The 18,408-nt window shown below is 67.3% G+C and carries 21 protein-coding genes; 9 read left to right on the top strand and 12 right to left on the bottom strand.

Translation table 11 applies throughout. The annotated features are described in order from the left end of the window. Window positions 1–27: 27 nt before the first annotated feature. Entirely contained in the window at window positions 28–375 is a 348-nt protein-coding gene (locus tag ASE61_RS12730) for a phasin family protein (protein WP_061967455.1), read from the bottom strand. Window positions 376–758: 383 nt separating this feature from the next. On the opposite strand from ASE61_RS12730, the gene ASE61_RS12725 reads away from it, so the two are divergent. Next, window positions 759–2,306 (top strand): SPOR domain-containing protein, encoded by a 1,548-nt coding sequence (locus ASE61_RS12725; RefSeq protein ID WP_244492818.1) that lies wholly within the window; start codon window positions 759–761, stop codon window positions 2,304–2,306. Window positions 2,307–2,364: 58 nt separating this feature from the next. On the opposite strand, the gene ASE61_RS12720 is transcribed toward ASE61_RS12725, so the two are convergent. Together ASE61_RS12720 and ASE61_RS12715 are read right to left on the bottom strand one after the other, a co-directional pair. Further along, window positions 2,365–3,084 (bottom strand): molecular chaperone DnaJ, encoded by a 720-nt coding sequence (locus ASE61_RS12720; RefSeq protein ID WP_061967451.1) that lies wholly within the window; start codon window positions 3,082–3,084, stop codon window positions 2,365–2,367. Continuing rightward, complete coding sequence (locus ASE61_RS12715) at window positions 3,081–3,833, bottom strand: hypothetical protein (protein WP_061967449.1); 753 nt, start codon at window positions 3,831–3,833, stop codon at window positions 3,081–3,083. Before ASE61_RS12715 ends, ASE61_RS12720 begins: the two co-directional genes overlap by 4 nt. A gap of 93 nt (window positions 3,834–3,926) precedes the next feature. Between ASE61_RS12715 and panC the strand changes: the two genes are divergently transcribed. The 3 genes from panC (at window position 3,927) to ASE61_RS12700 (ending at window position 5,865) form a co-directional block, all read left to right on the top strand. Then, on the top strand, window positions 3,927–4,775 hold the full coding sequence (panC, locus tag ASE61_RS12710; protein WP_413813535.1) for a pantoate--beta-alanine ligase: 849 nt from the start codon (window positions 3,927–3,929) through the stop codon (window positions 4,773–4,775). Window positions 4,776–4,909: 134 nt separating this feature from the next. Then, window positions 4,910–5,362, top strand: a complete 453-nt coding sequence (locus ASE61_RS12705) for a hypothetical protein (protein ID WP_061967446.1) — start codon at window positions 4,910–4,912, stop codon at window positions 5,360–5,362. A 5-nt stretch (window positions 5,363–5,367) separates the two neighbouring features. Next, entirely contained in the window at window positions 5,368–5,865 is a 498-nt protein-coding gene (locus tag ASE61_RS12700) for a MarR family winged helix-turn-helix transcriptional regulator (protein WP_061967444.1), read from the top strand. 15 nt (window positions 5,866–5,880) lie between these two features. Here the strand turns inward: ASE61_RS12700 and ASE61_RS12695 are convergent, their stop codons facing one another. Continuing rightward, on the bottom strand, window positions 5,881–6,318 hold the full coding sequence (locus ASE61_RS12695) for a DUF1489 family protein (protein ID WP_061967442.1): 438 nt from the start codon (window positions 6,316–6,318) through the stop codon (window positions 5,881–5,883). A 64-nt stretch (window positions 6,319–6,382) separates the two neighbouring features. Then, window positions 6,383–6,739: a VOC family protein gene (locus ASE61_RS12690; RefSeq protein ID WP_061967441.1), complete on the bottom strand. Its 357-nt coding sequence runs from the start codon at window positions 6,737–6,739 to the stop codon at window positions 6,383–6,385. 33 nt (window positions 6,740–6,772) lie between these two features. On the opposite strand from ASE61_RS12690, the gene ASE61_RS12685 reads away from it, so the two are divergent. Continuing rightward, window positions 6,773–7,540 carry an SDR family oxidoreductase gene (locus ASE61_RS12685; RefSeq protein WP_061967439.1) on the top strand — a complete coding sequence of 256 codons (768 nt, stop codon included), beginning with the start codon at window positions 6,773–6,775 and terminating at the stop codon, window positions 7,538–7,540. Beyond that, window positions 7,537–8,382 (top strand): aminoglycoside phosphotransferase family protein, encoded by an 846-nt coding sequence (locus tag ASE61_RS12680; protein ID WP_061967437.1) that lies wholly within the window; start codon window positions 7,537–7,539, stop codon window positions 8,380–8,382. The genes ASE61_RS12685 and ASE61_RS12680 overlap by 4 nt, the downstream gene beginning before the upstream one ends. A 154-nt stretch (window positions 8,383–8,536) precedes the next feature. On the opposite strand, the gene ASE61_RS12675 is transcribed toward ASE61_RS12680, so the two are convergent. The 4 genes from ASE61_RS12675 to ASE61_RS12660 all read right to left on the bottom strand — a co-directional run bounded on the left by ASE61_RS12675 (window position 8,537) and on the right by ASE61_RS12660 (window position 12,782). Next, the gene (locus tag ASE61_RS12675; protein ID WP_061967435.1) at window positions 8,537–10,522 is read right to left on the bottom strand and encodes an acetyl/propionyl/methylcrotonyl-CoA carboxylase subunit alpha; all 1,986 of its coding nucleotides are present in this window, start codon (window positions 10,520–10,522) and stop codon (window positions 8,537–8,539) included. A gap of 31 nt (window positions 10,523–10,553) precedes the next feature. Then, window positions 10,554–11,240 carry a cation transporter gene (locus ASE61_RS12670; RefSeq protein WP_061967433.1) on the bottom strand — a complete coding sequence of 229 codons (687 nt, stop codon included), beginning with the start codon at window positions 11,238–11,240 and terminating at the stop codon, window positions 10,554–10,556. 106 nt (window positions 11,241–11,346) lie between these two features. Then, window positions 11,347–12,108, bottom strand: coding sequence for an SDR family oxidoreductase (locus tag ASE61_RS12665; protein ID WP_061967432.1), 762 nt, complete (start codon window positions 12,106–12,108; stop codon window positions 11,347–11,349). A gap of 221 nt (window positions 12,109–12,329) precedes the next feature. Further along, window positions 12,330–12,782, bottom strand: a complete 453-nt coding sequence (locus tag ASE61_RS12660; protein ID WP_061967430.1) for a winged helix-turn-helix transcriptional regulator — start codon at window positions 12,780–12,782, stop codon at window positions 12,330–12,332. A 188-nt stretch (window positions 12,783–12,970) separates the two neighbouring features. Here ASE61_RS12660 and ASE61_RS12655 point away from each other — a divergent pair, with 188 nt between their 5' ends. The 3 genes from ASE61_RS12655 (at window position 12,971) to ASE61_RS12645 (ending at window position 15,545) form a co-directional block, all read left to right on the top strand. Next, window positions 12,971–14,191, top strand: coding sequence for an MFS transporter (locus ASE61_RS12655; protein WP_061967428.1), 1,221 nt, complete (start codon window positions 12,971–12,973; stop codon window positions 14,189–14,191). A 97-nt stretch (window positions 14,192–14,288) separates the two neighbouring features. Further along, window positions 14,289–14,762, top strand: a complete 474-nt coding sequence (locus tag ASE61_RS12650) for a hypothetical protein (RefSeq protein WP_156407081.1) — start codon at window positions 14,289–14,291, stop codon at window positions 14,760–14,762. Window positions 14,763–15,008: 246 nt separating this feature from the next. Continuing rightward, window positions 15,009–15,545: a hypothetical protein gene (locus ASE61_RS12645; RefSeq protein ID WP_061967424.1), complete on the top strand. Its 537-nt coding sequence runs from the start codon at window positions 15,009–15,011 to the stop codon at window positions 15,543–15,545. Window positions 15,546–15,585: 40 nt separating this feature from the next. Here ASE61_RS12645 and ASE61_RS12640 read toward each other — a convergent pair whose 3' ends face one another. The 3 genes from ASE61_RS12640 to lipB all read right to left on the bottom strand — a co-directional run bounded on the left by ASE61_RS12640 (window position 15,586) and on the right by lipB (window position 18,276). Beyond that, window positions 15,586–17,193 (bottom strand): carboxyl transferase domain-containing protein, encoded by a 1,608-nt coding sequence (locus ASE61_RS12640; protein WP_061967423.1) that lies wholly within the window; start codon window positions 17,191–17,193, stop codon window positions 15,586–15,588. 112 nt (window positions 17,194–17,305) lie between these two features. Next, window positions 17,306–17,473, bottom strand: a complete 168-nt coding sequence (locus ASE61_RS12635; RefSeq protein ID WP_156407080.1) for a hypothetical protein — start codon at window positions 17,471–17,473, stop codon at window positions 17,306–17,308. A 98-nt stretch (window positions 17,474–17,571) separates the two neighbouring features. Beyond that, window positions 17,572–18,276, bottom strand: a complete 705-nt coding sequence (gene lipB, locus ASE61_RS12630; RefSeq protein ID WP_061967419.1) for a lipoyl(octanoyl) transferase LipB — start codon at window positions 18,274–18,276, stop codon at window positions 17,572–17,574. Window positions 18,277–18,408 lie beyond the last annotated feature (132 nt).

Below are 18,408 nucleotides of genomic sequence, written 5' to 3'. Positions count from 1 at the left end.
TGGCAGCCTTCCGGCCGCCGGCTGAAATCACGCCTTCGAAGCGGCCGGGACGGCCTTCGAGACGATGCCTTCGAACGGCTTGTAGGCGTCCTTGGCGAGAGCGGTGTAGAGCTCGCCCATCTTGGTGAGCTGGGCAACGGCGCCCTCGAACGAGGTCTTGACGAAATCGGCCTGGATCTCGAGGGCCTTGTCGAAGGTCTTCACGCCAGCGAGCTTCTCGAGCGTGGCGGTGCCGGCCTCGAAGGACTTCTTGGCATAGTCGGTGGTCTCGACGGCGATCGTCTGGACGCCCTTCGAGGTGGCGCCGAAAGCCTTCAGGGCGGCGTCGACGTTGTCCTTGGAAGCCTTCTGGATGGTCTCGAACTGCTGGATCATGGGTCGTCTCCTCGGCACTCTGCGGTGCCGCCTCAGGTGATAGGCCGGATCGGCCCGATATGTCGCCCCAAGGTCGTGTGACCGTGATCACCACCGGGGACTGACCGCATATTGTGCATTGCAGCATGAATGTCAAGAGAACGCTGCAATGCACCAAACGCAGATCGTTCCGTTAGCAACCGTTCAAGTTTTAACGGCTCCGTAACCGCATCCGCCTAACCTCTCCAACTGTGTCCCCTGCGCCACGATGAGCCAGGCGCGGGATCGGCCCATGGTTGCGAGTTCGAGGCGGGTTCATGTTGTCTGGTTGCGTTGGGTTGCGGCGGTCGCGTCTGCGAACCGTTGCGGGTCTGGTCGGTGTCGCCGCCATTGCGGCCACGATCGTGTCCTCTCCTGCGGAGGCGCGCAAGCGCCGTCACGCAGGCGGCGGCTATACCCCTCCTTATGCCGCGATGGTGGTCGACGCGAAGACCGGCCGCACGCTGCATGCGGTCAACGAGGATGCCGCCCGCATTCCGGCCTCGCTGACCAAGGTCATGACGCTCTACATGCTGTTCGAGCAGATGGAGCGCGGCCGCTTCAGCATGGATTCCGAGCTCAAGGTCTCGTCCTATGCGGCCTCGCAGCCGCCGACCAAGCTCGGCCTGCGCGCCGGCTCGACCATCGCGGTCGAGGACGCGATCAAGAGCATGATCACGCTTTCCGCCAACGATTCCTCGGTCGTCGTCGCAGAGAACATCGCCGGTTCCGAAGAGGCTTTCGCCGACCAGATGACGCGCAAGGCCCGCTCGCTCGGCATGGGCTCCACCCGCTTCTACAACCCGCACGGCCTGCCCCATTCCCCGCCGAACATCACGACGGCGCGCGACCTCACGATCCTCGCTCGCGCCATCCAGGAGCGCTTCCCGAAATACTACCCGCTCTTCTCGATGCGGGCGTTCCAGTACGGCAGCCGCACCATCCGCGGCCATAACCGTCTGCTCGGCAAGGTCGAGGGCGTCGACGGCATCAAGACCGGCTACACCCGCGCCTCCGGCTTCAACCTGATGACCTCGGCCAGGTCGGAAGGCCGGCACGTCGTCTCGGTCGTGCTCGGCGGTCGGTCCGGCGCCTCGCGCGACAAGATCATGACCGATCTCGTGCTTGCCAGCCTGCCCCGCGCCTCGACCAGCGGCCGCGCCTCGGTGATGGTCGCCGAGGCTCCGGCGCCGGAAGAGCGGCCGCGCTCGCTTCCCATCCAGCAGGCCGCCGCCGAGCCGGCGCCGATCCCGGTGCCGCGCCCGCGCCAGCAGGCTGAAGAGCCGCAGGCCCTCCCGGCCGCCGCCCGCGCCTATGCCCCGATGCCGACCACCACGCCGATCGCGCCGCCGCGCCCGATCGCGGTCGCCGGTGGCAGGCCACTGCAGATCTCCGGCATGCGCCCCGTCGCTGCCACGACGACGCCGTCCGCCATGCGCTGGTCGATCGGCGCCCAGCCGGCCGACGCGAAGGTCCTGCGCCCGCCGGCGAATGTCGACGTCACCTCCTCGATCGCCAAGGTGCCCGAGCCGGTCGCCGAGCCGGTCAAGATCGCCGAAGCCAAGGCCGAGGCCCCGGTTGCCCGCAAGGCTGAAGCGGCCCCCGCCAGGATGCAGGCTCCGGAGCCGGCGCCGGTCCTGTCGCACCAGGCCGCCGTCATCGCCTCCGGCAAATGGGTGATCCAGCTCGGTGCCACCGATGACGAGGGCAAGGCCAAGGAAATCCTGGCTCGTGCCAAGGCAAAGGCCTCGGCCTCGCTCGCCAGCGCCTCGCCCTTCACCGAGAAGGTCGAGAAGGGCGGCTCCACCCTGTTCCGGGCACGTTTCGCCGGCTTCGACGACTCGAAGGATGCGCAGAACGCCTGCAACAAGCTGAAGCGCGGCGGCTTCTCCTGCTTCGCCACGCGCAGCTGAACGAGGACCAGGGAAAGGAGTTCACGAGATGTCGCAGACCCACTCCCAGAGCCCGTCCCTATCGCTGCTTCATAAGGACGTCCTTGGCCTGGTTGACGCGAGCGGCAAGGCCGCTGGTGCCACCGGCATCCGGGTGGATGCGCTTCATCAGGGCCCGGTGGGCTTCGCGGACCGCCTCCTCGCCCGCCCCCGCCTGAAGCCCCAGGATATCGTAGGCCTCCTGCTGCGACATCGCGCCCGCGCCCGGCGCGCCGCCCTGCCCCGCGTCTCCGTCACGCTGAGCGTCTTCACGCCAGCCGGGCGACCGGCGGTCGAGATATGCCTCTAGCAGCCGCGCTCCGTCCGGATCGCGGGTGAGGCAGTCGCGCATCAGCGCGGCGAGATCGTCCGCGCCCAGGCTGTCGAGCGCCCGCCCGGCATAGGGGCCGGCCGTGACGCGGCCACTCATCCCGCCGCTGTCGTGGTCGAGCTCCATCTCCAGCAGGGTGGATCTGACCTTCGAGGTCGCGCCCGCGGTCGGGCCGGCCCGATCGGCCCAGGGAAAGCGGATGCCGCCCGGCCCGGTCGCGCTCCAGCCGAGCAGCCAGGCGCCGACACCGCCGAGGAAGATCGCCATGTCCATCCGGCCGCGCACCATCAGGAGCCCGGCCACGCCGAGCGCGACGACACCACCGCCGGTCTTCGCCAGCCGCGCCAGCACCTTGGGATTCGATCCGGCAAAGAGCTTCGCCAGCCACCAGACCAGGATCAGCACGGCAACGCCGTAAAGCAGGCTCACCGGTGGCCTCCATCCATGGCAGCGATCAACCCTTTCACCGCCGTATTCGAGCCGGCGAGCCGCAGCATCGCCTCGCGTCCGCCGGCGGCATAGGCCGCTGCACCGCGCAGGAGGTCGAGCAGCGAACCCGGCGCATTCACGTCGAAGCGGGCATGGGCGCCGCCGGTCAATCGCGCGATCGTCGCAAAGGCGCCGCTGGCCGCCGGATCATGCCCTTCCTGGAAGACGAAGCCGCGGATCCCGCGCAGGCCGAGCTCTCCCGCAAGCGCTGCCAGCGCATCGACATCCTCCTCCATCGCATCGCCGACATAGACGAAGGCCCGCACCGGCACGGCCTTCGCCTCGTCGCGGACATGGCGCAGCACGCGGGCGATCTGGGTCTGCCCGCCCTCGCAGGCGATACCGCGCATCAGCCCGGTCAAGCGCGCGGGCTCGCCGACCCAGCCCGACGCGCGGCATTCGCCGATGCCCCGGAAATAGACGAGCTGCACCGCGAGCCCGCCGCCAGATTCCGATGTCCTGGAGGTGACCTCGAACATCCGCGCCTGCAGCGAGCAGGCGAGGTCCCAAGTCGGCTGGCGGCTCATCGTGGCGTCGAGCGCGAAGACCAGTCGCCCCGCCTGCCCGCTCGCCAGCGGCGCAAGCTGCTTCGCCGCACCGAGGAAACGGTCGATCTCGCCCGGCTGCGAATGCGTCGCCGGCGCGGTCGCTCCCGCCTTGCCGACCTCACGGTCCTTCCTCTCGCTCATCGACCCCTTCGATCCGTCTGAATCATCCCCTGGCCCTGATATTGGCCATGGCGGCCGCATTTGCTACCCGTGCGCCGAACGGAGGATGCGCGAGTGACTGGAATCACGATCTTCGAGACGGTTGCCGCGATGCGCGAGGCCGTCGCCGGCTGGCACGCTGCCGGCGAAAAGGTCGCGCTGGTGCCGACCATGGGCGCGCTGCACGAGGGCCATATCGCGCTGGTCACGGAAGGCCAGCGCCATGCGAAGCGCGTCATCGTCACGATCTTCGTCAACCCAACGCAATTCGCCCCGCATGAGGACTTCAAGAAATACCCGCGCACCTTCGACGACGATTGCGCCAAGCTCGTCGCGGCCGGTGCCGATGCGGTCTTCTTTCCCGCCGTCGAGGAAATGTACCCGGCCGGCTTCGCGACCCGCGTCCTGCTTCTGGGCCCCGCTGCCGTCGGACTGGAGGACCGCTTCCGCCCGACGCATTTCGAGGGCGTCGCGACGATCTGCTGCAAGCTCTTCACGCAGTCGCGCGCCGACCATGCGATCTTCGGCGAGAAGGACTACCAGCAGCTCAAGGTCGTGACCCGCATGGCCGCTGATCTCGACCTCGGCATCGACGTCATTCCGCTCCCGACGATCCGCGAGGCCGACGGCCTCGCCATGTCCTCGCGCAACCGCTATCTCTCGAAGGAGCACCGGGCATTGGCGCCCCTGCTGCATCAGGTGATGCAGGATCTGGCCGCCCGCCTCCGCAACCGCGACGACCTGCTCAAGGCGGTCACCGAGGCCCAGAACGCGATCATCACCGCCGGCTTCGAGCTCGACTACCTGGAAGCGCGCCATGCCGAGACGCTGGCACCCGTCGCCTCGCTGGCGGATGGGCCGATCCGCCTGATCCTCGCCGCCCGCATCGGCAGCACGCGCCTGCTCGACAATATTCCCGTCTAGCGGCGGCAACGCCACTCTTCGCCGGCTCGCGGAAGCAGGAGAGCCTTTGCCGATTTATCTTGATGATCAAGATAAATCGGGCCAGTATCGGCAAAACCCTTTCAAGTGACCGACACAGGACGGAGGCAACGCCCATGGAGGTGCTCATCGGCACGGCGATCCTGGCAGCGGCGATCGGCATCGGCGGCGGGCTTTACGAGTTCGCCGTGCTCGATCCGGCCTGGCCGCACCGCCCGTCTCTGGTGCAGCCCCAGCGTGGCGGAGTGTCCCGCAAACGCTTCTGGATATCGGCGCATGCCGTGTTCGAGCTTCTGCTGATCGCCGCGCTGGTGGCGGCCTGGCAGGCAGCCGGCATTCGGCAATGGCTTCTGACCGCGCTCGCCATCCATGCGGCGATGCGCATCTGGTCGGCGCTGGACTTCATCCCCAAGGCCCTCGCCTTCGAACGCGCGAGGGCTGACCACGTATCGCTCGAAGCGGCGCGGCGCTGGACCAGACGGAGCCGCCTGCGAATGCCCCTCGATCTCGCGACGCTGGCAGCCTTGCTCATGGCGTTCCGGACAGCGCTCCACGGCACCGGCATCTGACCGCCATGTCGGATCGCGACAAGGACGCGCTCTTGCGGCAGCTCGGTGAGGCCGTCAGGCGCATGGGCGCGCAGAGCGTGCTCAGCGGCGCCGCCATGGCCAGGCATGTCGGGCTGCACCCGACTGATCTGGAGGTGCTCGACCTCGTCTTCCTGCGCGAAACCGTCACGGCCGGCGAGCTCGCGGCCGCCACCGGCCTGACCTCGGGCTCGGTCACGGCGCTCATCGATCGACTGGAACGGCGTGGCTATGTCACCCGCCGCAGGGACGCAGCCGATCGGAGGCGGGTACTGATCAGCGTCGTGCGGGCAGCGACAGCCCCGATCGAGGCCGCCTATGAGCCGCGCAGGATCGCGATGCAGGCGCTTTGGTCGAGCTTCGACGACCAGACGTTACAGGCCGTCACCGACTTCCTGACACGCAGCACGGAACTGCTCGCCCGCAGCACCCGGGACCTCGCCATGCCGGCCCCAGCCGGATCCGATACAACCGCACCGCGCTGATGCGCGGCCTGCCTGCTACAACAATCCCAGCCCCGCCAGCTCGCGCCGCAGCTCTTCCGGCATCTCGCCGAGATCGCCGCCATGCTCGGAGAGATCGCGCGGCGCGTCTTTCGCCTGCAGATAGCGCCAGCCCTGGAAGGGGCGGAACGGCCGCGGCTCGACCGGCACCACGATCGGCTCCATCACCAGATGGCAGCGGCCGATGCCGTCCGCGTCGGTGAAGGGGCGGATATCCATCAGGCGCTGGCGGGCCGAGATCTGGCCCTTGATCACCCAGTAGAGCGAGCCGCCGCTGAGAATCTCCTCGATCTTCTTCGGCACCATCCGCGTGGTGTGCAATTGCTCGGCCGGCTCGCCGCGGGCACGCCGCTGCGCCTGGCGTTCCGCGATCCATTCCTCAAGATCAACGATCGATTCGGCGCCGACGCAGAGCTTGAGCAGATGAAGGGACATGACCTCAAAATAGGCCTGCGCCGGTCGCCAGGCCAGTCTCTGCTACGCTTCTCCACAGCCCGGCTCAGGCCCGATGGGCCAGCACGTTGACGAGCCGCCCGAACGGGTCGCGCAGGAAGAAGCGCCGGACACCCCAGGGCTCGTCGACCGGACCATATGCGATCGCATGACCGGCGGCACGCGCTCGATCGAGCACCGCATCGAGATCGTCGACCTCGATCGACAGATCGGGCACCGGCGCGCCCGAGCCGCCCTCGGAGGCGAAGCTCAGTTGCGGCGCGCCCGATACGACTTCAGCCGCATAGGTCTGAATCCAGCCATGATCCATGGCGAGCGTGAGGCCGAAGAGATCGCCATAGAACGCTTGCGCCAGCCCCGGCTCCGCGGTTGCGATGTTCGCGACGATTCGCTTCACGATCATTCCGACCTCCCGAACCAGACACGGACGCTTCCCATGCGCGGACTAGCAGGCAAGGCCATCCTCGTCACCGGCTCCTCCACCGGCATCGGCTTCGCGATGGCCGAGCGTCTCGTCACTGAGGGCGCCAGGGTGTTGATCCACGGCCGCGACGCCGCCGAAGTCGAGGCCGCCGTCGCCAAGCTCGGCGCCGCGGCCGCTGGCGCGACCGGCGATCTGGCGGAACCCGCAACCGCGCAAGCCATCGTCGATGCGACGATCGCCGCCTTCGGCCGCATCGACGGGCTCGTCAACAATGCCGGCATCTATCCGCGCGGCATTCTCACCGAGACCACCGCCGCCTTCTTCGACCATATTTTCGCGATCAACACCCGCGCGCCGCTGCTCTGCGCGGAGGCCGCGATCCGCGCTTTCCGCGCCCAGAAATCGCCCGGCGCCATCGTCACGGTCGGTTCGATCAACGCCTATTGCGGCCTCTCGAACCTCACGGTCTATTCGATGTCGAAGGGCGCGCTGATGACGATGACGCGCAACCTCGCCAATACGCTCGGCCCCGAACGCATCCGCGCCAACCAGCTCAATGTCGGCTGGACCTGGACCGCCAACGAGGACGCGACCCAGCAGCGCGAGGGCCGCAAGCCCGGCTGGCAGAACCATCTGCCGCTGCGCGACGCCCCGACAGGCCGGATCATGCAGCCGGAGGAGATCGCCGCCCACACCGCCTTCTGGCTCTCCGAGGACAGCGCGCCAGTCTCCGGCCAGATCTACGAGGCCGAGCAGTTCCCGGTGATCGGCCGCGGATGAGCGACCTCTCCGCGAAGGTTTTCGACCCCTGGCTGATCCGCTGGGGTCTCGTTCCGGACGGCGAGCCGATCAGGACCCATGCCAGCCACCTGCTGCCCGTCCTGCAAGGCAGCGCGCCTGCCATGCTGAAGCTGCCTGAGGTCGAGGACGAGCGGCGCGGCTACCTGCCGCTGGAATACTGGAACGGCGACGGCGCCGCCCGCCTGCTCGCCCGCAGCGAGAACGGCGAGGCCATGCTGATCGAGCGCGCCACCGGAAAGCGCTCGCTCGCCGCCATGGCCCGCAGCGGCGCCAAGGGAGACGACGACGCCACCGTCATCCTCTGCGACGCCATTGTGGCTCTTCAGAAACCGCGCGGCCCGGCGCCAACCGGGCTGATCGCGCTCGACACCTGGTTCAGGGACCTGTTTCCGGCGGCGGCGAAGCACGGCGGCATGCTCGCCCGCGCTGCGGCGGAGGCGAGCATGCTTCTGCCTTCCCAGCAGGAGATCCTGCCGCTCCATGCCGACCTGCATCACGACAACGTCCTCGATTTCGAGGGTCGCGGCTGGCTCGCCATCGACCCGAAATCGGTGATCGGCGACCGCGCCTTCGAATACACGATCCTGTTCTGCGATCCCGACCTCGCCGATCCCGAGCCGCCGGTCGCCGTCGCGGCGGGTGCCTTCGAGCGTCGGCTGGAGATCGTGCTGGCGAAGTCGGGACTGGAACGTCAGCGCCTGCTGCGCTGGATCATCGCCTGGTGCGGGTTGTCGGCAAGCTGGTTCCTCGAGGACGAGGACCCGCTGGCGGAGATCAATCTGACGATTTTAGCAAAGGCAGCTGCGGTGCTGGCCGACTAGCGCGCCGTCATGCTCGCCCTTGTGGCGAGCATCCACGTCTTGACCACCGCACTTGATGAAGGACGGCGTGGATGGTCGGGACAAGTCCAACCATGACGAAAACGGCCTGAATCAAAACCTCAGCAATCGCCAGCAAGCGATTCCGCCGACTCGTCTATTCCCCCAGCACGACCACCTTCGCACCCTCGGCCACCTGCCCGCCCGGCTCGCCCACGACCTCGCTGACAATGCCGTCGCGCGGGGCGGTCAGGACATGCTCCATCTTCATCGCCTCGACGATGGCGAGGCGCTGGCCCTTGGTCACCGCCTCGCCCGGCGCCACGAAGAGCGCCACGAGCTTGCCATGCATCGGCGCCTTGACCACGCCGCCAGAGCCTGCTGCCGCGTCGAGATCGACACTGAACGGATCGAACAGCGACACGACCGTCTGCCGGCCGCGGTGCAGCGCGAACCAGGTGCCGCCCTCGCCTTCGGCCAGCGCGATCTCGTGCTCGCCTTCGCCGATCTCGTGACCGGGCAGGCTGACGCGCGCATCGTCGCCATGCCATTCGATCCGCGCTTCGATGCGCTCGCCATCGACCGTCAGCGGCAGGCCGAGCGGCTGGCGCGGCATCAGCGAGAAGGCGTCGGGATCGAGCCAGGGCGAGCGGGATTCGCCCTCGACCCGGCCGGCAGCCGCGATCATGCCCGCCGCCTGCCGCTCCTCCTCGAGTTGCAAGGCCGCAGCCGCCACCGCAGCCGCATCGAGCGGCTGCGGCTCGGCGCCGAGCGCGCTGATATTGCGGTCTATGAAGCCAGTATCGAACGGCCCCTCGCGGAAGCCTTCCGCCTCGGTCAGCTTCTTCAGGAAGGCGAGATTGGTGCGCGGCCCGGCGACCACCGTCTCGCCCAAAGCCGCGCCCAGCCGGTCGAGCGCCTCGTCCCTGGTAGACCCGTGGGCGATCACCTTGGCGATCATCGGGTCGTAGAACGGCGTCACGGTATCGCCGGCCTCGACGCCGGTATCGATGCGGATGCCCTCGCCCTCCGGGAATTGCAGCGCCCAGAGCTTGCCGGTCGAAGGCAGGAAGCCTTTCTCGGGGTCCTCGGCATAAAGCCGCGCCTCGACCGCATGGCCCTTGGCCGTCACATCGGCCTGCGTGAAGCCGAGCGGCTCGCCCGCCGCGACCTTCAACTGCAATTCGACGAGATCGAGCCTGGTGATCGCCTCCGTCACCGGGTGCTCGACTTGGAGGCGGGTGTTCATCTCCATGAACCAGAAGCCATCGGCCTTCAGCCCGTCGCGTCCGTCCGCGATGAACTCGACCGTGCCGGCCCCAACATAGCCGACGGCCTTGGCGGCCTCGGTCGCGGCCTTGCCCATGGCGGCGCGGACCTCGGCGCTCATGCCCGGCGCCGGCGCCTCCTCGATCACCTTCTGGTGGCGGCGCTGCAACGAGCAGTCGCGCTCGTAGAGATGGACGACGTTGCCGTGGCTGTCGCCGAACACCTGGATTTCGACATGGCGCGGCGAGAGCACGTATTTCTCGACCAGCACGCGCGCATCGCCGAAGGCGTTCTTGCCCTCACGCTGGGCGCTGGTGAGCGCATCGTCGAAATCCTCGGGCCGGTCGACCTTCTTCATGCCCTTGCCGCCGCCGCCGGCGACCGCCTTGATCAACACGGGGTAGCCGATCCGTCGCGCTTCCGAGCGGAGGAAATCGGCGCCCTGCTCGGCGCCGTGATAGCCCGGCACCACCGGCACATCGGCTTTCTCGACCAGCGCCTTGGCGGCATCCTTCAGGCCCATGGCCCGGATGGCCGAGGCGGGTGGGCCAACGAAGACGATGCCCGCAGCGGCGCAAGACTCGGCGAATTCCGCATTCTCGGAGAGGAAGCCATAGCCCGGATGGATGCAGGCAGCGCCCGCTTCCTTCGCCACGGCGAGAATCTTGTCGGCGTCGAGATAGCTCTCGCGGGCGGGGGCCGGGCCGATATGGTAGGCCTCGTCCGCCATCTCGACGAACAGCGCCTCGGCATCGGCGTCCGAATAGACGGCGATGGTGCGCAGGCCCAGCCGCTTCGCCGTGCGGATCACGCGGCAGGCGATCTCGCCGCGATTGGCGATCAGGATGGAGGGCAGCTTGGCGGCGATCGTCATGGCGGCGGCATCCTCAGGAGACGTGCCGCCTTTATAGCCCGCCCGTCGCATCTGTCTGCGCCTTGTTGCGCAAACCGGGTTGGGACGCTTCCGGCTCGGCGCTCCGGCGCAGCGAGCGCCAGATCGCCCAGGTCGCCTGGAAGCAGATGCCGGCGACGACGAGATCGAACAGATATTCCGGCCAGCGCACAGGCGCGACGCGGGCGGCAAGACCGACCAGCGCGAACCCGCTCGTCGAGATCGTGTCGTTGCGGCTCGACAGCCAGGTCGCCTTGATGACCGGGTTCTGCTCGCGCCGGAAGCGCCAGAGCGCGGCGACGACGAGGAAGGCGATGACGATGGCGCTCGCGGCGGCGAAGCCGAGCGTCCAGACCTCGATCGGCCGCGGCCGGGCGATCTTGTCCCAGAGATCGTAGAGCGTGTGCAGCCCGGCGACCGCCATGACCGCGCCGATCGCGACGGCCGCGAGCCGCTCGATCCGCGCATCGCGGCCGAAGACGATCGCCGCAATACCGTAGAGCGCGACGTCATAGACCCAGTCGACGCCATCCTTGAAGAGCTGGACATTGCCGATGGCGAGCGCCCAGGCGACGGTGGCCATCGCCTGGATCAGGATGCCGAGCGCAATGGCCCAGATCGTCAACGTATAGGCGCGGGCGACGGCGGGCTCCGTTCCGAGGCCCGCGGCATCGTCAGGAGCGTTCTCGATCGCCGCCATGCGGCCTCCCGTGATTCTCGGGCGCAGCGAAGCGGAGACCCGAGAATCTCATCATCCAGCTGGACGAGATGCCCGGGTCAAGCCCAGGCATGACGGACCTGCCCGATTAGCCGCGCCCGACGAGCGGAGCCTTGGTCGCCATCACGGTGACGAACAGCACGTTCGCCTCCAGCGGCAGGCCAGCCATGTGCAGCACGGTCGTCGCGACATGGTCGACATCCATCACCGGCTCGACCTTCACCGAGCCGTCAGCCTGCCGCACGCCGGTCGTCATCTTCTTCGCCATCTCGGTCAGCGCATTGCCGATATCGACCTGTCCCACGGCGATGTCGTATTTGCGCCCGTCGAGCGCGGCGGTCTTGGTCAGGCCCGAGATCGCATGCTTCGTCGCGGTATAGGCGACGGAGTTCGGCCGCGGCGCATGGGCCGAGATCGAGCCGTTATTGATGATGCGCCCGCCGCGCGGTTCCTGGTCCTTCATCGCCCTGAAGGCGGCCTGGGTGCAGAGGAACGGCCCGGTCAGATTGGTGTCGACGACCTTCTGCCAGTCCTCCAGCGAAAGGTCCTCCAGCAGCACGCCGCCCGGCGCATTGACGCCGGCATTATTGAAGAGAACGTCGACGCGGCCGAACGAGGCCTTCGTCCTGGCGAACAGGTTCTCGACCGAGGCCTTGTCGGTGACATCGGTCGGCACCGCGAGCGCGCGGCCCTTGTCGGCGCCGGAGAGCGCGATCGTCTCCTCCAGCGCATCGGCGCGGCGGCCGGCCAGCACGGTGCGGTAGCCGTCCTTCAGGAAGGCGATGGCGACCGAGCGCCCCACGCCCGAGCCGGCGCCGGTGATGATCGCGACCTTGTTATGCCCAGACATGCGTTTCCCCGTGTTTCCCTAGGCCTAAATCGTTTGAGATGGCATCCGACCATAACGGGCGAAACCGCCCAGGGGAACCATGAGGCGGCGGTCGTTTCATGCGCTTTCCGCCCGTCGGCCCTGCCTTATCGGTGTAGTCGGGAGGGCGACGCGATGACCAGCCTGAACCGCCGCCTTGGCTTGCGGCCAGCGACATGGGCGGAGCGAGGCGGGTCAGGCGTTCAATCCGGCTCGGGCACTTTCAGGATGACCGCCTGATCGGGGCCGATCGCGCGGCCGTCTTCGGTGCGAACATCCAGGCGCACCGACAGGCCGGTCTCGCGCTCGACCAGGCGTGAACGCTCCTCCTCCGGCGCAAAGAGGTGGCGCTCGCCGAATTGTCGCAGCGCGACCATCACGGGGAAGAGGTCCTTGCCCACCGCCGTCAGGCGATATTCCAGGCGCGCATTGCCGTCACCGATGGGAACGGCTTCGAGAATACCGCTCTGGACGAGCGTCTTCAGCCGGTCGGTCAGGATGTTCTTGGCGATTCCGAGACTCTTCTGGAATTCGCCGAAGCGGGTCATTCCGTCGAAGGCATCGCGGACGATCAAGAGCGACCACCAGTCCCCGATCACGTCGAGAGACCGCGCGCTCGGACAATAATCCCCCTTGAGGCTCTTGCGGGCGACCATCAGCGCAGCCTTTCCCCGCTTCGTGCCGGCAGCGGCATTTTCGGTTGCATAATAAAACCAATACCGTTACAGCTCGTGTCGGTTTCATTATAAAACCAAACCACCCGGAGTCTCCAATGAAATTGGATCAGGACGCGGCGCCATCGGCGCCCGCGAAGGAGGACGCATGTCCGCAAAAGCCGGCCGCTATGGCCTCGCCGGCAGGGACCGCCCCGCCCGCTCCCCTGAATGGCCGGACCATCCTGCTCTTCGCCGTCGCCAGCGGACTGGCCGTAGCGAATGCCTATTTCGCCCATCCCCTGCTCGATGTGATGGCCGACGATCTCGGCCTGTCGCGGACCATAGCCGGGCTGATCGTCGGCGCGACACAACTCGGCTACGGCCTCGGCCTGTTCCTCCTCGTCCCGCTGGGCGATCTGCTCGATCGCAGCAAGCTCATTCTCGGGCAGTCCCTGCTCTCCGCGCTTGCGCTCGCCAGTGTCGGCTTTTCCCAATCGGCCGCGATGCTGCTCGGCGCGATGGCTGCGGTCGGGCTTCTGGCGGTCGTGACACAGGCGCTCGTCGCCTACGCCGCAAGCCTCGCACGCCCGTCCGAGCGAGGCCACGTCGTCGGCATCGTCACGAGCGGCATCGTCGTCGGCATCCTGCTCGCGCGGACCATCGCAGGCGCCCTGACCGACCTTTCCGGCTGGCGAACCGTCTATTTCGCTTCCGCAGTGCTGACGCTGGCGATCACGATCCTGCTCTGGCGCATGCTGCCGCGGCAGGAGCGTGCTGCCCACGGTCTCTCCTATGGCCGCCTCATCGCCTCGCTGGTCACGCTGATCGTCGAGGAGCCCGTCCTGCGCATTCGCGGGATCATCGCCATGCTGATCTTCGCGAACATCACGACGCTGCTCGCTCCGCTCGTCCTGCCGCTGAGCGCCCCGCCCTTCTCCCTTTCGCATACGCAGATCGGCCTGTTCGGACTGGCCGGCGTGGCAGGCGCGCTGGGCGCCACCCGCGCCGGACGATGGACCGACCGGGGCCATGGCCAGCGCACCACGGGAATCGCATTGGGATTGATGCTGCTATCCTGGCTGCTGATCGCCCAGTTGCACAACTCGATCCTGTGGCTGATCGCCGGGGTACTGATCATCGACTTCGGGCTTCAGGCCGTCCATGTCACCAATCAGGCAATGATCTACCGGGTCCGGCCCGAGGCGCAGAACCGCCTGACGGCAGCCTACATGGTCTTCTATTCCATCGGGAGCGCCGCCGGCTCGTCGGTCTCGACCGTCGTCTACGCCCATGCGGGCTGGACCGGAGTCTGCGTGCTGGGCGCCGCGATCAGCCTGGCCACGCTGCTGTTCTGGATCGCAACGCGAAGGGCGACGCCAGCCGCGGCCACGATGCCACTGCACATTTGAGAGCCGACAGGGTCATCGGGAAGCGGCACATATCCGATATCGACAGGCACAGCCGATGATGCCCTGATAGCGCAGAACGCCACAGAGGATGCTCGCCTTGCTTCGCCCCCTGCTGATCCTGCTCGCCTTGTTCGCAGCCGCCCCGGTGCTCCGCGCCGAGGAGCCTGCCGTCGCGCTCACCGGCATCGGCTCCGCGCCGATCCAGCTGACACCGCAATCGCTCGCGGCCCTGCCCGTCGCCGAACGCGAGGTGGCTTTCGAGACGTCGAAAGGGCCGGCGACGCGACGCTACAAGGGCGTGCTGCTCTGGGACGTCCTGCAGGCCAACAAGGCGCTCGGTGGCCTCAAGCCAGCAGAGCAATTGAAGAAGACCTTCCTCGTCAGCGCCAGGGACGGCTACCAGATCGCCTTCTCGGTCGGCGAGATCCATCCCGATTTCGGCAACCTGCCCCTGCTTCTCGTCTCGGCGGTGGACGGCAAGGCGCTCGACGGCGGCTGGCGCCTCGTGGCACCCGGCGACAAGCGCGGAGCGCGAGCCGTTTACGAGGTCGTGAAGATCGAATTGCGCTGAGAGCGGACGCGCAGGGGGCGTTTCAAACCACGCGCCTGTCGGGGCGGCAGCGCCTGCAATGTCTCTGTCATGACGATCTGCTAACGGACTGCGACCCCGCTTTCAGATCATACTGAACAAGATGTTAGCAGCGTATGACGGCGGTTAACGCCATTGTGGACTTGGCGCATCGATAGCTTGGAATGAAAAAGGACAGATGTTATCCCCGCTGTCGAATATGCGTATGCCTAGGGATTGGTGCATTCCATGAAAAGCGCCGTCGTTGTCGTTGCAAGCGTATTTGTTCTGGAGCTTTTCGCTCTGCGGCCCGCTTATGCCGGCTTTCTTGACTTTCTGCTTGGCCCGCCGCCTCGCACCGAAACGCCCTATGTCTCGACGCCGCTTGAGATGACGATCCGCGCCAAGCGGCGATCGGCCAAGGCGCCGAAGAAGGTGCAGGTCGAGCGACCGCCCGTCCTGGTCACGCCGATGGACCCGGTGAAGGACCCCAACTGGTTCTTGAGCGACCCGACCCTTCGCAAGGGGGATGTCGTGGTGCTGCCGGGCAAGATCGTCGTCTTCAACGGCAACAGGGGCGAGCGACGCCGGTCCGACTTCGAGGACCTTCTGAGAACGCGCCTCGTCTCGCTGAAGGAGCGCAGTCGTATCCGGGCGTTCACCGACTATTTCAACGGTGCGGTCAGGGCATTCAAGGCCGGAGCGGCGACGGCCCTGCAGGTCGAGCGTCCCGCCCGACAGACCGCGCCGGGCGAAGTTCGCATCGTTTCGACTGTGAAGAACTAAGGGACAAGGCGCGGGTTACACCTGCCTCATCCGAGCCCTATTACATCCGGAACACGCCGAACTTGGTCTCGGGTACCTCGGCGTTCAGCGTCGCGGAGAAGGCCAGCGCGAGCACGCGCCGCGTCTCCGAGGGCAGGATGATGCCGTCGTCCCAGAGCCGCGCCGTCGCGAAATAGGGCGAGCCTTCCTCTTCATAGCGATTGCGGATCGGCGCCTTGAATGCCTCCTCCTCGGTAGGAGGCCAGCTCTTGCCCTCGGCCTCGATATTGTCGCGGCGCACGGTCGCGAGCACGCTCGCCGCCTGCTCGCCGCCCATCACCGAGATTCGCGAATTCGGCCAGGTGAACAGGAAGCGCGGCGAATAGGCCCGGCCGCACATGCCGTAATTGCCGGCGCCGAAGGAGCCGCCGACCAGCACCGTGATCTTCGGCACCCGCGCCGAAGCCACCGCCGTGACCAGCTTGGCGCCGTCCTTGGCGATGCCGCGCGTCTCGACATCGCGGCCGACCATGAAGCCGGTGATGTTCTGCAGGAAGAGCAGCGGGATGCGCCGCTGGCAGCACAATTCGATGAAATGCGCGCCCTTGACCGCGCTTTCCGAGAAGAGGATGCCATTATTGGCGATGATGCCGACCGGGATGCCGTGGATGCGGGCGAAGCCGGTCACCAGGGTCGTGCCGTAGAGCTTCTTGAACTCGTCGAATTCCGAGCCGTCGACCAGCCGCGCGATCACCTCGCGGATGTCATACTGCTTCTTGAGATCCGTCGGCACGACGGCTTCGAGCTCGGCCGGGTCGTAGAGCGGCTCGACCGGCTCGGCGATGTCGAGATCCGGACGCTTCACGCTGTTGAGATTGCCGGCGATGCGCCGGGCGATCGCGAGCGCATGGGTATCGTCGCCGGCATAATGGTCGGCGACGCCGGAGAGGCGCGCATGGACATCGGCGCCGCCGAGATCCTCGGCCGAGACGACCTCGCCGGTCGCAGCCTTCACCAGCGGCGGACCGCCGAGGAAGATCGTGCCCTGCTTCCGGACGATCACCGTCTCGTCCGACATCGCCGGCACATAGGCGCCGCCGGCGGTGCAGGAGCCCATCACCACCGCGACCTGCGGGATGCCCTCGGCCGAGAGCGTCGCCTGGTTGTAGAAGATGCGGCCGAAATGCTCGCGATCGGGGAAGACCTCGGTCTGGTGCGGCAGGTTCGCGCCGCCGGAATCGACGAGATAGATGCAGGGCAAGCGATTCTCGCGCGCGATCTCCTGCGCCCGCAGATGCTTCTTCACCGTCATCGGGTAATAGGTGCCGCCTTTGATCGTCGCATCGTTGCAGACGATCATGCATTCACGACCCGCGACGCGGCCGATGCCGGCGATCATGCCCGCGGCATGGACATCGCCCTCATACATGCCGAAAGCGGCGAGCGAGCCGATCTCGAGGAAGGCCGAGCCTGGATCGGTCAGGCGCAGCACGCGCTCGCGAGGCAGGAGTTTTCCGCGCGCCGTATGGCGCTCGCGGGACCTGGCATTGCCGCCGAGCGCGGCGGTAGCGCGATGCTGCTGGAGCTCGTCGCGCAATCCGGCCCAGGCTTCGGCATTGGCGCGCGTCTCGGCCGAATTCAGATCGACCTTGCTCTCGATGACAGGCACGGGCGCGCTCCTCGGTAACAATCTCTGCCGAGGTTATGGCGCGCCGCGTCGAAAACGCCAACCGGCGCGGACACACGGACGCGACCGTGCAAATCCGCGCCGCTGGACGGGCTCATTCGCTCATCTTGTTGATCGATCCGGTCACCGACGGCGCCGCGACCGCACCGATGGCGCCGCCGGCAATGGCTCCGATCGGCCCGCCGACGAGCGCACCGGCGCCCGCGCCGGCCGCAGCACCGGCGATGCGTTGGTCCGTCGTATTGCAGGCCGCGAGCAGCACGGCGAGGCTCCCCGCCAGAAAAACGCTTCGCATTGTCATCCCCATCTTCGCCCCGGCCCCGGTCGAAGATGGCGGCGGCATGGCTAACGGATGGTAAATCAGGCCTGAACGGTTGGCCCGAACACCCGCTCGAACGCCTCGCGCAGGACCGAATCGACCTCCGGCATCGTCACCGGCAGGCCCAGATCAACCAGCGAGGTCACGCCGTACTGGCTGACGCCGCAGGGCACGATGCCGTCGAAATGCGACAGCTCCGGCTCGACATTCAGCGAGATGCCGTGGAACGAGACCCAGCGCCGCACGCGGATACCGATGGCCGCGATCTTGTCCTCGGTGTCGACACCCTTGTTCGGCCGGCGCACCCAGACGCCGACGCGGTCCTCGCGCCGCTCGCCACGAATATTGAAATCGTCGAGCGCGCCGATCAGCCAGCTCTCCAGCGCGGCGACGAAACGGCGCAGGTCGGGCTGGCGCCGCTTCAGGTCGAGCATGACATAGGCCACACGCTGGCCGGGGCCGTGATAGGTGAACTGCCCCCCCCGCCCCGAACGGAACACCGGGAAGCGCTCCGGCGCGATCAGGTCCTCGTCGCGGGCCGAGGTGCCGGCCGTATAGAGCGGCGGATGCTCGACCAGCCAGACGCGCTCGCGCGCCAGCCCGTCCGCGATCAGCCCGGCACGGGCCTCCATTTCGGCGACGGCGTCGTCATAGCCGACGAGCCCCTCGGCTATGACCCATTCGACCGGCTCGGACACCCCTTCCGGCAGGAAGGAAACGGCCAGCTCCTCACGCATCTTCACCATGGCTTAACCATGTTCCGTCCAAAGTTTCCGGGCCGGCGACATCATCCGGCGCGACCCTCGAACCGCCTCTTGCGCCGAAAACCGGCAGGCAGGCAAGTTTCGCTGGTCGAATTCTGAAGTAGGGTTCCGGAG

This window comes from Allobosea sp. Root670, assembly GCF_001429415.1.
In the GTDB taxonomy this organism is placed as follows: Bacteria; Pseudomonadota; Alphaproteobacteria; order Rhizobiales; family Beijerinckiaceae; genus Allobosea; species Allobosea robiniae.
Note: the sequence above shows the minus strand (reverse complement) of the source record. Positions and strands in the feature narration are given on the sequence as shown.